This window comes from Ilumatobacter coccineus YM16-304 (assembly GCF_000348785.1).
In the GTDB taxonomy this organism is placed as follows: Bacteria; Actinomycetota; Acidimicrobiia; order Acidimicrobiales; family Ilumatobacteraceae; genus Ilumatobacter_A; species Ilumatobacter_A coccineus.
Map to the genome: position 1 here is coordinate 3,350,351 of NC_020520.1, position 12,474 is coordinate 3,362,824.

The following is a 12,474-nucleotide window of genomic DNA, read 5'->3' on the forward strand; positions in this document are numbered from 1 at the left end:
TCAGGTCGCGCGGCGTGATGCTCTGCGGAACCGATCGAACGAAGCCTTGACCTCGCTGACGCCACCACGCCGGAAGGCAGCGAGCGTCGTCCGAATGATCGGGAGCCGCGAGCTTCGATCAGGCGTGCACGCGCTCAAGCGCTCACTCCAGCGCGACCATGCCTCGATGAACGCGTCGTCGATCGGGTCGGGAAGGAGGAGCCAGTCGCGATGCTCGCCGACGCTCACGGGGCCGTCGTGTTCGTCCCACGTGGGCTGCGGAGCGAGTTCGTAGGCTCGGTAGCCGAGCCCGGCGATCGCTGCGGAGATTGCTTCGGCGAGCCGCCCGTTGCGGCGATTCAGCACTTCGACGACCACGACCGGGCGCCGACGCTCGAGCACGGTTCTGGCACCTTCGAGCGCTGGCGCCTCGTGCCCTTCGACGTCGATCTTCATCACGAGCGGGGCCGCATGCGTCGATTCGATGAGATCGTCGAGACGAACTGTCTGCACCTCGACGCTCTGTTCGCTCGCCTTGAAGCCCGACTCGAGGGAGTTCGAGACGTCTGCCGCGTCCGCGAGGTGTAACGAGGCGACTCGCGCCGATGATGATGCGGCGAGTTCTTGCACATCGATGGTCAAGCCGTTCGCATCTGCGATCTGACGGGCGATCGCAGCAATGCTCGGCGTCGGCTCGAGAGCCAGGACGTGGCTGGGCTCGAACAGCGCAGCGCACAGCGCCGAGTACAAACCGATGTTCGCGCCCACGTCGACGAAACTGAACCCCGCCCCGGCTCGCCCGAACGATGCAAGCAGCGCCGCCGCAGTCGACGGTTCGTATCCGGCCAACGCCTCTCGACGCAGAAACCGCTGCACGGCGCTGGAGTTCGGGTCGATGATGTCGAGAGAGGGCAGCCGACCGCCGACAGGGAGCGCGATTCGGTACGTCATTCGTCGAGCGACGGATCGCCATTCGGCTTGCTCCGTGCGAAGCGACGCCGAAGAGTCGGAACCAAGTCTTCGCCGACGAAGCGGCGGCAGCTCGACAGCAGCTCGACCGGTCCGCCGCGTCGGTACGCAGCTACGGCAGCGCCACCGATCGGAGGGCGAGAATTGCGGCTCGAGGTGCAGGCAGCCAAGCGGCTCTGCCACGTCACCCAACGATCCGCGAAGTCGTCGGGAAGAGGCTCTGGGGCGAAAAGCCAGTCGCGTTCGACCGTGCCCGATCCCTTGACCTTGGTCTTGGACTTCCACGTCGGAATCGCCGTGAGCGGGTAATAGGTGTAGCCGAGTCCATCGAAGGCTGCCTGGATCGCCGCGCCCTGGTCGGTGCCGCGCCGACGCAAGACTTCGATGATCACGTACGGGCGATCGTTCGCGATGATCTCCATCGCCCCGGCCAGCACTTCGGGCTCATGCGTCTCGACGTCGATCTTCAGCACGGTCGGCGGACGACCGGTGCGTGCTCGGTGGTCGTCGAGGCGAATCCGTTGCACCGTCACCGAGCCAGACGATTCCTTGAACCCCTCGACCAGCGAGTTGGATGCGTCAGAGGTCTGCGACAGGTGCAGATCGGCGGTACCGGAACCATCGGACACCGCTACTTCGACGACCTGCACGTCGAGGCCGTTGGCCTCGGCGATCGAGCGCGAGATCGCAGCGATCTCGGGCGTCGGCTCGAACGCGTGCACGTCGGCGTCGGGAAAGAGTGCTGCGCAGAGGTGAGAGTAGAGGCCGATGTTCGACCCGACGTCGTAGTAGGTGAACGGTCCGGTCTGCATGTCGAACAAGCTCAACAGCGTGGCCGCTGTCTCGGGTTCGTAGGCCGCGAGTCCTTCGCGTCGAAGGAAGCGCTGCACCATCGACGAGAACGGGTCGATGACGTCGAGCGTGTCGCGAGCGCCGCCGGCGGGAAGAGGGATCGTGTACGACATGGAGAGAAGTGGTCAGCGGTCGATGCGGTGCTCGGGTCCGCCGGCGTCGGCCGGCTGTGTGCCGACCATGAAGGCATCATGCCCGGGTTGCCAGGTGTTGTGCGTGGACCGTATCTGCGTGAAGTTGAACCGGTCGGCCGAGAACGTCGAGATTCCGCGGCGGTGACACGTGGCCAGGAAGGCTCGGTCTTCGCCCAGGGAGAGGTCGTCGAACTGTTGGTCGCCGACTCGGTCGCGATCGATCACCAGGGTCCCGCCGGCCAAGGTCGAACTGTAGGAGAACTCGTGACCGGGGAATCGGAGCACCGTCTCGTCGCGCTCGGCGAGGTGTGCGTAGTACGTGTGCTTGCCGACGACGCCGGCGCCGGCGTAGCCGTGTGCTCGAAGTGAGTCAGCGAGGTGGTGCGGGCCGTACAGGTCGTCGTCGTCGAACTTGGCCACGAATCGAGCGTCGGTTGCTGCCATCGCGCTGTTCAGCGCGTGGCCGAGCGAGGTGCCGGCGGCCGGCACGATGAGACGGAAGTTGGCGAACTGGCCGAACCGCCCGTGGAGGCCGACCTCGTCGATGTCGTTGGGGTCGGCAACGTCGTAGTTGGCGACGTAGACGACGTCGAGATCGGTGGGCTGGACCTCGGTCTGCGCCGCGACGTTCGCGACGACGGCGTCGACGAGATGCGGTCGGCTCGACACGCAGACGACGGCGACGCGACCAGCCGCAACCGGGTGGGCAGCGCGATAGTCGTCGTGGTGCTTCGACGTCGCGTGCAGCCAGGCAGCCGCTTCGCCACGGCTCGGTGTGCCCAGCGACGCGAGCGCCGACCGGGCCGATCCGCTCCGGGTAGCGATTCGCTTCGCATCGGCGATGCCTCGCCAGGCCCGTTTGACGACGGCGTCGAGCTTCACGTGCGTTCCCACGGCGACGCGATCGGGAACATCTCCTCGAAGAACGCGGCGATGCGTTCTTCACGGTCAGCCGCTCCCCCGGCGCCGTCCTGCGTCTCATTGATGCAGAACGTGTCGAAGGCCCGGCTCAGTCGAATCCGGTCGAGGTGCCACTGCAGACGGCCCGACTCGACGTGCACGTATTCCTCCGCGATCTCGCCCAGGACGCTGTCGGCGGTGGCGAGGCCGTAGTGCTGCGCGAACGAGGCGGCGATGCTGAGATCGGTCGGCGACCGGAAGCGACTGTGCGCGGTGCGTCCGACGATGTCGGCGAACTCGGTCTCCATCCGCTGCATGGTGCTGCGACGCAGCGGGTACGGGGCATGCAGCGGTTTCGCTGTGACGACGCGACCGAACCGTTCGGCGAGAAGCTCCCGACCACGGATCGCTCCGGTGTCGACGGCCAGCGTGTTCTCGTCCTCGACGCCTTCGACGCGCGCAGTGCTCTGGAAGACGCGGGCCAGCCCGTTGGGGGTGAAGAACAGTTCGGGGCGAACGGGGCGCCCGATGGCCATGTCGTCGTTGAAGTAGATGAAGTGTTCGGCGAGGCCGTCGATGTGGTGCAGCGCCGATTCGATGGCGTGCGAGTTGAACGTCGGGAGTGCGTCGGCCGGGAGGATCTCGGTGTGATCGACCAGCGTGACACGATCGTCTTCGACCAACCAGTCGGGTACCTGACCGGCGGTGACGATCCAGATCTTGCGGACCCAGCCACAGTGCGCCCACACCGATCGAAGCGAGTAGCGCAGTTCATCGCGGGTCCGATAACGGGCCGGGTCGAGGGCGACCTCGTCGATGGAGCGACCCGCCGCTGCAGCGGTCGCCCTGAACGCCTCGACCCACTCCGGGTCGGAACCGTCGACCCACGTGTACACGATGTCGATCGGGTCGGCGACGTGCTCGAAGTTGGCCCCGACGGGGAATGCCGTGTTGCCGGGGTACTCGCGACCGTCGATCACTTCGACCGTGGGCTGCGAGCGCACGTCGAAGCGTTCGAGCCCACGGGTGCCGATTCGCTCGGCGCGTCCCGACGCACCGATCTGCCAGAACGAGATCTCGGTCGCCTGCTCCGATCCGACGACCGTGTCGCCCCACGAGTGGGCCCGGAAGACCTCCCAGGCACGGGCTCGATGAACGCTCCGTTCACCAGCGGCGTCGGAGACGGCGACGAGACCGTTCTTCGAACCGTCGTACCAACGGAGGTGCCAGCCGTGGCCTCCCAGGCTGGCGATCAACGCCTCGAGCGCGGCCGGGCGTTCTGCCAGATCGATGCCGAACTGAAGGCCGTCCCCGGAACGATCGACGGCGAACGGCGCAAGGCCGTTCGAGCGCAACGTGTCGACGACGTCGGTGGCGATGGCGTGGCCCAGATCGGCGGTCGACATCGAGAGCGGTCCGGCAACGGCGACGTACGAGCGGCCGAGCCGAGCCACCTCACCGTCGGCCGAGAGCGTCTTGCGCGCATCGGCGTGACGTCGATCGGCGGCCTCGCGTCGCCGCAGTGCCGTCGTCTCGCGGAAGAGGTCGAGGACCTGCGGCGGGAGCCGACGATCGACCCGATATCGCTGCACGAGTCCGCGGAGTCGCAACAGCTTCGAACGCATGGCCAGGAGGTTAACGGTGGCGGTGCGTCGACGATCGTCGTTCAGATGATCGGAAACTTCGACGCACGGTGCCGATCGCCGCCACGAACGTTCAATTCAGAACAGGCGAACCATGGCGCGCCTAGTGTCATTCGCATGCCCGCTCGTCGTTTCATCTCCACCCTTGCCACGGCATCGCTCGTGGCGTCCGGGTCCGTGGCGATCTCCGACGGCGGTGTCGCCGCGGCACCCGATGATGCGGCGGTGCTCCCGTTCGAGATCGAGGCGCCACCGGGCAGCGAGGAGTTCGGCGAGCGGGTGGTTGTCCTGTCCAACGGCAACTACGTCGTCGTCGACCAGGGCTGGGACGATGGCGACGTCCCCAACGTCGGTGCCGTCTACCTGTACGACGGTCTCACCAACGGGCTGATCAGTCGGGTCAGCGGCTCGTCACCCAATGATCGTGTCGGGCGAAATTTCGCCTACGAGGTCGGCACCAGCGACGTCGTTGTTCTGTCGGGCCTCTGGGACGGACCCGGTGGCGCGAACGTCGGCGCCGCGACATGGATCGACGGTCGCGCCGGCCTCTCGGGCACGGTGTCGGCTGCCAACAGCCTCATCGGTGCACGAGCCGGCGACCTCGTCGGAGACAACAGCCGGATCGTCGTCCTCGACAACGGCAACTACGTGATCACGACTCCCGACTGGGACTCCGACGGAGTCGCCGACGCCGGGGCGGTCACATGGGGCAACGGCGAGGATGGCGTCACCGGACCAGTCAGCAGTGCCAACAGCCTCGTCGGCTCGACGACGCTCGACCTCAGATTCTCGCAGGTCACGGGACTCGCCGACGGCGACTACGTGGTCGCGTCGCCACATTGGGACGACGGCTCGGCGATCGACGTGGGGGCGGCGACGTGGGGCAGCGGCCTGGTCGGCGCCACCGGCGAGATCGGTCCGTCGAGAAGCCTCGTCGGCACACTGTCGAACTCAGTGGTCGGCCACCGCTACAACGGCGTCGTCCCGCTCTCGAACGGGCACTATCTGGTTCGCAGCCCGCACTGGCAGAGCCAGCCCGGTGTCTACGCTGGCGCGGTGACGTGGTCGAGCGGCGCCGGCACCACCGTCGGCCCGGTCTCGGCCGAGAACAGCTTGGTCGGTTCGCAGGAGGATTTCGTCGGGGCACCCATCGGCGAGCAGGACACGATTGTCGAACTCACCAATGGCAACTACGTCGTACTGAGCCCGTACTGGGACAACGGTGACATCGAAGACGCAGGCGCCGTCACCTGGGGAAGCGGAACACGGGGCGTCACCGGCGTCGTGTCGGCGGAGAACAGTTCGGTCGGTGTCTCGAAGAACGAATCCCGTATTCCGGCCATCGACGAGGACGACACCATCGGCTTGTTCGTCGAACCGCTCTCCGATGGCGACTACGTCGTTCGACGACCGCTCTGGGACAACGGCTCGAAGGCCGACGCCGGAGCGGTGACGTGGGGCGACGGCGCAGCGGGGACGACGGGAGAAGTCGGCCCGTCGAACAGCCTGGTCGGTTCTACCGCCGGAGACCGGATCGGCGGGTTCTTCGACGCCTCAGCGTCTCTTGCGAACGGCGACTTCGTCGTCGCGAGCCGGAACTGGGACAACGGAAGCGTCGTCGATGCGGGAGCGGTCACGTGGATGGACGGCGACGGAGGAACCGTCGGAGCCGTGTCGATCGCCAACAGTCTCGTCGGGACGTCTGCCGGCGACCACGTCGGCGCCCTCGTCTCGACGCTCTCCACCGGCGACTACATCGCCGTGAGCCCGTCCTGGCGCGACGGTGGCAACGGCGAGGTCGGCGCTGCGACGTTCGTGAGCGGTGCGGGGCCGTACTCGGGAGCCGTTTCAGCGTCGAACAGTCTGATCGGGTCGACACCTGGCGACTTCGACGGCGGAACGTATGCCTCGCCACCGGACGACCCTCAGCTCCGGAGGGCTGTGGAGGTCGGTGACGGCAATGCCGTGATCGCACTTCCCGAGTGGGACAACGGAGCGGCCTCTGACGCCGGTGCAGTGGTGTGGGTCGACCGGACCATCGGCACGAGCGGAACCGTCTCGGCAGCAAACGGTCTGGTCGGCTCCTCAGCCGACGATCGTGTCGGCCGCGGACTCGTCGTGTTGCCGAATAACAACTATCTCGTCATCAGCGACCGGTGGGACGACGGCCCCGTCGACGATGCCGGCGCCGTCACATGGGGAGACGGGACGGTCGGAATTTCCGGAGCCGTCTCGGCGACCAACAGCCTCATCGGCAGTTCGCCGGGCGACAGCGTGGGCGCCCCTGGGATCCACATCGATCGGCAGGTTCGGCCCTTGGCGAACGGCAACTATCTCGTCGGGACGACCGGTTGGGACAACGGCGGCGTCGTCGACGCCGGCGCCGTGACGTGGGGCGACGGTGCCACAGGCATCGTCGGCCGGGTCTCGGAGTCGAACAGCTTGGTCGGCTCGTCGGCGAACGATCGCGTCGGCACCATCAGCGCGCAACGATTCGCCGCTCTGCCCAATGGCGACGCCGTCGTCGCTTCGTGGAACTGGGACCGCGACGGCATCGATGACGCCGGCGCGGTCACCTGGATCGACGGGTCGACCGGCATCAACGGCCCCGTGTCGGAGTCGAACAGCCTTCTCGGCTCGCACGCAGGGGATCGGCTCGGCATCGGCGCTCAAGACCGCGATGCGATCGACGCGGTGGGAGATCTCGGCTTCATCGCGGCGAGCACCTACTGGGATGATGGCCGTGGGGCCGTGACGTTCGGAGCCGCCGGTCAGCCACTGACGGGCGAGGTGACGGCCGCGAACAGCGCTCTGGGAACCGCTCCGGGCGAAATCCTCGGGCTCGCCTGGGTTGCCAGAGAGCCCATCGACGAGTGGGGAGACGATTTCGGTCAGGACGGGCCCACGTCGGCAGGTTCGATGATCTACCGGACCTCGCAGGGCCGCGTGTTGGGCATCCAGCTACGTGCGGTCGAGGTCGAATCGACTGCACCGATCAGGTCGTTCACGCCCGCACGCGTCTTGGAGACCCGCACGATGCCGTCACCCGGCACCGTCGACGGCGTGTCGGACGCGATCGGCCGAATCGGCGCAGGCGACACCGTCGAGGTGACGATCGCAGGTCGCGCCGGGGTACCCGACGACGAAGTCGCCGCCGTGGTCGCCAACATCACCGCGATCAATCCCGAGTCGCGCGGCTACCTCACTGCGTTCCCGTGCGGTGATCGGCCGACTACCGCCTCGCTCAACTACTCGTACGCCGGCACCGTCGTCGGCAACGAGATCATCGCCAAGCTGAGCGACGACGGCTCGATCTGCATCTACTCCTCTGCAGACACCGACGTGACCGTCGACGCCGTCGGATACGTCCCCGACGACAGCGCTGTGCGCCCGCTCGAACCCGCCCGATTCCTCGACACCCGCACCGATGACAGCGCGTCCACGATCGACGGCATCGGTCTCGGCCAAGGCATGCTCGATCGCGACGAAGTTCGAATCGAGGTCGCCGGCCGCGGTGATGTTCCCAGTTCGAACGTCGCTGCGGTCGTCGTCAACATCACCGCGATCAATCCGCTGCAGCGGAGCCACATCCGCGCCTACCCGTGCGACGAAGAGGAGATCACCTCGGCGTTGAACTACTTACCCGGATCGGTCGCAGGCAACGAGATCATCATCAAGAGCACCGACGGCGCCTTCTGTCTGACGTCGTTCGGTGACACACATCTGACCGCCGACGTCGTCGGCTACGTGGAGGACGATCCCGGGTTCGTCCCACTCGTGCCGATCCGAATCGGCGAGACGCGCACTCGCGGTGGCGACGGCACGTTCGACGAGATCGCCTCCGGACGTGGCGTCATCGGCGCGGGCCATGTGTTCGAGATCCCTGTGCTCGGCAGGGCCGGCGTTCCCACTGACGGCGTCGACGCCGTGGTGGTCAACGTCACCGCCGTGCGCCCCGACGGACGCGGGTTCATCACCGCCTATCCGTGCAGCCTGCGGCCCGTGGCGGCGTCACTCAACTTCCCGACTGCCGGCACGGTCGTCGGCAACGAGATCATCGCGAAGGTCGGCGAGCACGGGACGATCTGCCTCTACACCCAGACGGCCACCCACATCACCGCCGACCTCACGGGTTACACCACCAGCCCGACGTGACGACTCTCAGATGATCGGAGGGCGGCCGAGTCTGGCGAGGTGCCAGACGGTCCGCCAGCGAATCGGATCGCGGCCGACATCGGCCTTCCAGCCCGACCGCCAGCCGGCGAGGTAGCGCTTGCGACTCTCACCTTTCGGCGCGCGAAGCATCCCGAGCACGAGCCAGGCCGCCACATGGATCATCGCGACCGGCCATGGCAACGTTCGGCGAGCGATCCAGACCCGGTTTCGTCCGGTGAGCTCCCAGCCGTGCGCGTGTCGTTCGATCGTCGTCTTCGGGTGGAACACCTTCACGTCGGCGAGGTACCGGATCTTCCAACCCCGCTCGACCAGTCGCCACGAGAGCTCGAGTTCCTCGTGCCCGTAGAACAGATCGGTGAAGTAGCCGCCGACATCGTCGTACGCCTCGCGTCGGATGGCGCACGCTCCTCCGAGAAACAGCGCCACCTCACCGGACCGGTCGGCGTCTCGACCTCCGGGGCGGGGCACGTGACGACGACTCGTGTCTCCGTCTTCGTCGACTAGACGCAACGACACCGCTCCGAGCCGATCATCGGCGGAGAACTCTTCGACGATGCGTTCAGTCGCTCCCGGCGGAGCCACGGCATCGTCGTCGAGAAACGCCACCACGTCGCTGGCGGTCGCAGCGACACCGCGGTCGCGGCCTGCCGGTACCCCGACGTTGGCGGGCAACTCGATGACGTGGTCGACGTGGGTCGTGCTCGCAGCGGGGCGCCCGTCGGCGATCCCGTTCACGACGACGGTGACTTCTGCCGCATCGCCGCGCAGCGACTCGATCGCCTGCTCCACAGCAGTGGGGCGGTCCCCCATCGTCAACACAACCCAGTTGACCAGGGTTTCGACGCGTTGGGCCACCCCCACAAGGTAGCGGCGCAACATCGACGGCGGGGTCGCTCTCGGGGCGATGCACGTTCGGTGACCGACACGCGTCGGTAGTCTGTCGTCGATGGCTGCAACCTCGCCAGTGGGCGTGCCCGAGCTGCGCGATGCCCACGAGTCCGACCGGCTCGGTCCGTACCTCCGAGACGTCATCCGTCGCCGGAGCTACATCTGGTACGTCGCCAAGCAAGAACTGCGGAGCCGCCAGGTGCTCAACGTGCTCGGCAACCTGTGGCACCTGCTCAACCCGTTGCTCAGCATCACGGTCTACTTCCTCATCTTCGGGCTCTTGTTGAAGACCACCAGGGGTGTCGACAACTTCCTGATGTTCCTCACCATCGGACTCTTCGTCTTCCAGTTCACGCAGAAGGCGACCACCGACGGCGCGAAGTCGATCGTCAGCAACAAAGGTCTGTTGAAAGGGGTCAGGTTCCCGCGGGCGATCCTGCCGATCACCTCGACGGTCACCGAGCTCCTGTCGTCGCTGTCGACCTTCGCCATGATGTACGTGATCCTGCTCATCGGTGGCACCACGGCTCGATGGACGTGGATCCTGTTCCCCGTACTGGTCGGCGTCCAGTTCGTCTTCAACCTCGGGGCGGCGATGGTCGCTGCTCGCATGACCACCCACTTCCGTGACACGACGCAGCTGCTGCCGTTCTTCTTCCGACTTCTCCTGTATGCCTCCGGGGTCATCTACAACGTCGACGCCTACGTCGAGAACAACCCGACGGTCGCCCTGCTCTTCAAGCTGAACCCCATGTACTGCTTCTTGACCATCGCCCGCTGGACACTCCTCGGCGGTTCACTCGACGGATCACTCGTCGTGTCGGCCCTTGCGTGGTCGATCCTCCTCTGTTCGCTCGGATTCATCTGGTTCCGAGCCGCCGAATCGAGCTATGCGCGTGACTGAGACGTCGGCGACCGCCCCAGCTCCTCACCAGATGAACGCTCCGATCAGCGTGAGCGTCGACTCGGCCGATGTGAAGTACCGCGTCTACGAGGAACGCAACTACTCGATGCGCGACATGGTGAGCAGCGGCTTCCGCCGTCGCCACTCCACGATCGTGCACGCCGTTCAGGATGTGTCGTTCGACGTGCACATCGGCGAGGCCGTCGGCATCGTCGGTTCGAATGGCTCGGGGAAGTCGACGTTGCTGCGCGCTGTCGCCGGTCTGCAGGCGCTCGAGTCCGGGTCGATCAAGATCCGCGGCGAAGCTCAGCTGCTCAGCGTGTCCGGTGCCCTCAAGCCGTCGCTGTCCGGGTACCGAAATGTGCTGCTCGGTGGACTCGCCATGGGGCTCGACAAGAGCGAGATCGAGGCGCAGATGGACGACATCATCGAGTTCTCCGGCCTCGGCGAGGCGATGGGGAGGCCGATGAAGACCTACTCGTCCGGCATGCGGGCACGGCTCTCGTTCTCGATCGCGACGCTTCGCGTCCCCGACATCCTGTTGATCGACGAGGCGCTCGCCGTCGGCGACAAGGAGTTCCGCTCGAAGAGCTTGGAGCGCGTCAACGAGATCCGTGACCAAGCGGGCACCATCCTGATGGTGACCCACAACCTCAACGAGATCCGCGACAGCTGCACGCGTGCGATCTGGCTGGAGAAGGGCGTCCTCATGGCCGACGGCGACGTCGCCGACGTCCTTGCACAGTACGAGAGCCGATAGCCGCGTGCTGTCGCTGCTCCGCGATCGGGTCCTCCGACTGATCGATCGCTCATCGTTCGTTCGCACGCTGACAGTTCGCCTGCTCGCGCTCGGCGCCCGACGCTCGGGAGCCGTCGAGCCGGTCGTCGACGAGGCGGTAGAAGGCCGCGACCGTCGCCCCACGGCTCGCACGGCTCAGATGATCATGTGGGCTCGTCGCGTCACGCAGGAGTCATCCGACCTCCCGACACATTTCGATCCCGCCGAGCACTTGACCAGCGAGCATGCTCTCGATGCGGCCCGTCGGGCCGTCGAGCATCGGCTGGAGTCGCAGCCCGGCGACGATGTGGCGGCGCGACAACTGCTGCGTCTCGTACCCGACCGGCGGTTGGTCGACCTGGCTCGCGACGTCGAAGGCGACATCCAGACGCTGTTGCATCGGAAGGCGACGACCGCCAGCGCCAGCAAGGGCGGAATCGCACCCGAACTCCAACTCGAGATCACAGCAGAGTTGACCGAACGGTTGGCCGAGATCGACGTGCGCCCGTTCCTCATGTCGGGCACGCTGCTCGGCATCGTGCGAGATGGCGACTTCATGGCCCACGACTACGACATCGACCTCGGGCTCATGCCCGACACCGACCTGGCGACGATTCCGGACTTCGTCCGCAGAATGGGCTACGAGACCACCGTCGAGGGTGACCGGATCGTGGCACTCCACTCCTCAGGCGCGCGAACCGACCTCTTCCCGCACACGAGGCGAGACGGCAAGTTCTGGCACGGTTCGCTCGTCCACGAATGGTGGAACACGCCGTTCGACCTCGCACCGATGGAGATGAAGGGCCATCGGTTGTTCACGCCTGACGACCCGAAGCGTTACCTCGACGAGAACTATGGCGACTGGAGCCGACCCGTCGCCTTCTACGACATCAGCTTCGACACGCCGAATCGGGTCTACCGGCAGAACGCCGACGCCCTCCTGCACCTCCACTCGCGTTGCGTCATCGCTCTTCGCACAAACGATCGATGGCTCCTCGAGTCAGCCGCGCGAGAGTTGCGCGACAACTTCGGGATCGACGTGACCGACTTCCTGGCCGCGTCTCGCCTGCTCTGAAGCCGCACAGCGAGCCGCATCGCCCAGCCGCAAAGGGCGGGCTGCCCATCCGCCTCAGCGTTGAGACCACTAGGCTCCGGCGGGTCACCCGTCGCTGAGTGCAGCGCCGGCTCGATCACCTCGCCGGGCGACAGGCGCTCGGCACGCTGACGTCGGACACGCGTGGCGCACGCTGC

9 protein-coding genes are annotated in these 12,474 nt (G+C 66.5%); 4 read left to right on the plus strand and 5 right to left on the minus strand.

All coding sequences use genetic code 11. From position 1 onward, the window contains the following. Genes YM304_RS15070 through YM304_RS22755 form a run of 4 tightly spaced genes read right to left on the minus strand, consistent with a single transcriptional unit; the run spans nucleotide 1 to nucleotide 4,459 of the window. Nucleotides 1–930 carry an FkbM family methyltransferase gene (locus YM304_RS15070; RefSeq protein WP_015442563.1) on the minus strand — a complete coding sequence of 310 codons (930 nt, stop codon included), beginning with the start codon at nucleotides 928–930 and terminating at the stop codon, nucleotides 1–3. After that, nucleotides 927–1,913, minus strand: coding sequence for an FkbM family methyltransferase (locus tag YM304_RS15075; RefSeq protein WP_015442564.1), 987 nt, complete (start codon nucleotides 1,911–1,913; stop codon nucleotides 927–929). Before YM304_RS15075 ends, YM304_RS15070 begins: the two co-directional genes overlap by 4 nt. 12 nt (nucleotides 1,914–1,925) lie before the next feature. Next, nucleotides 1,926–2,816 (minus strand): hypothetical protein, encoded by an 891-nt coding sequence (locus YM304_RS15080; RefSeq protein WP_015442565.1) that lies wholly within the window; start codon nucleotides 2,814–2,816, stop codon nucleotides 1,926–1,928. After that, nucleotides 2,813–4,459 (minus strand): stealth family protein, encoded by a 1,647-nt coding sequence (locus YM304_RS22755; RefSeq protein WP_015442566.1) that lies wholly within the window; start codon nucleotides 4,457–4,459, stop codon nucleotides 2,813–2,815. The genes YM304_RS15080 and YM304_RS22755 overlap by 4 nt, the downstream gene beginning before the upstream one ends. Before the next feature lie 135 nt (nucleotides 4,460–4,594). Between YM304_RS22755 and YM304_RS24810 the strand changes: the two genes are divergently transcribed. Next, nucleotides 4,595–8,632 (plus strand): hypothetical protein, encoded by a 4,038-nt coding sequence (locus tag YM304_RS24810; RefSeq protein WP_015442567.1) that lies wholly within the window; start codon nucleotides 4,595–4,597, stop codon nucleotides 8,630–8,632. A gap of 6 nt (nucleotides 8,633–8,638) precedes the next feature. On the opposite strand, the gene YM304_RS15095 is transcribed toward YM304_RS24810, so the two are convergent. Then, nucleotides 8,639–9,508: a glycosyltransferase family 2 protein gene (locus YM304_RS15095; RefSeq protein WP_041298346.1), complete on the minus strand. Its 870-nt coding sequence runs from the start codon at nucleotides 9,506–9,508 to the stop codon at nucleotides 8,639–8,641. A 91-nt stretch (nucleotides 9,509–9,599) separates the two neighbouring features. Between YM304_RS15095 and YM304_RS15100 the strand changes: the two genes are divergently transcribed. The 3 genes from YM304_RS15100 to YM304_RS15110 are packed head-to-tail and all read left to right on the plus strand — an operon-like array spanning nucleotide 9,600 to nucleotide 12,298. Further along, a complete protein-coding gene (locus YM304_RS15100) occupies nucleotides 9,600–10,445 on the plus strand; it encodes an ABC transporter permease (RefSeq protein ID WP_015442569.1) in 846 nt (281 codons plus the stop codon). Nucleotides 10,446–10,494: 49 nt separating this feature from the next. Beyond that, nucleotides 10,495–11,205, plus strand: coding sequence for an ABC transporter ATP-binding protein (locus YM304_RS15105; RefSeq protein ID WP_197536885.1), 711 nt, complete (start codon nucleotides 10,495–10,497; stop codon nucleotides 11,203–11,205). 4 nt (nucleotides 11,206–11,209) lie between these two features. Continuing rightward, nucleotides 11,210–12,298 carry a hypothetical protein gene (locus YM304_RS15110; protein WP_015442571.1) on the plus strand — a complete coding sequence of 363 codons (1,089 nt, stop codon included), beginning with the start codon at nucleotides 11,210–11,212 and terminating at the stop codon, nucleotides 12,296–12,298. Nucleotides 12,299–12,474 lie beyond the last annotated feature (176 nt).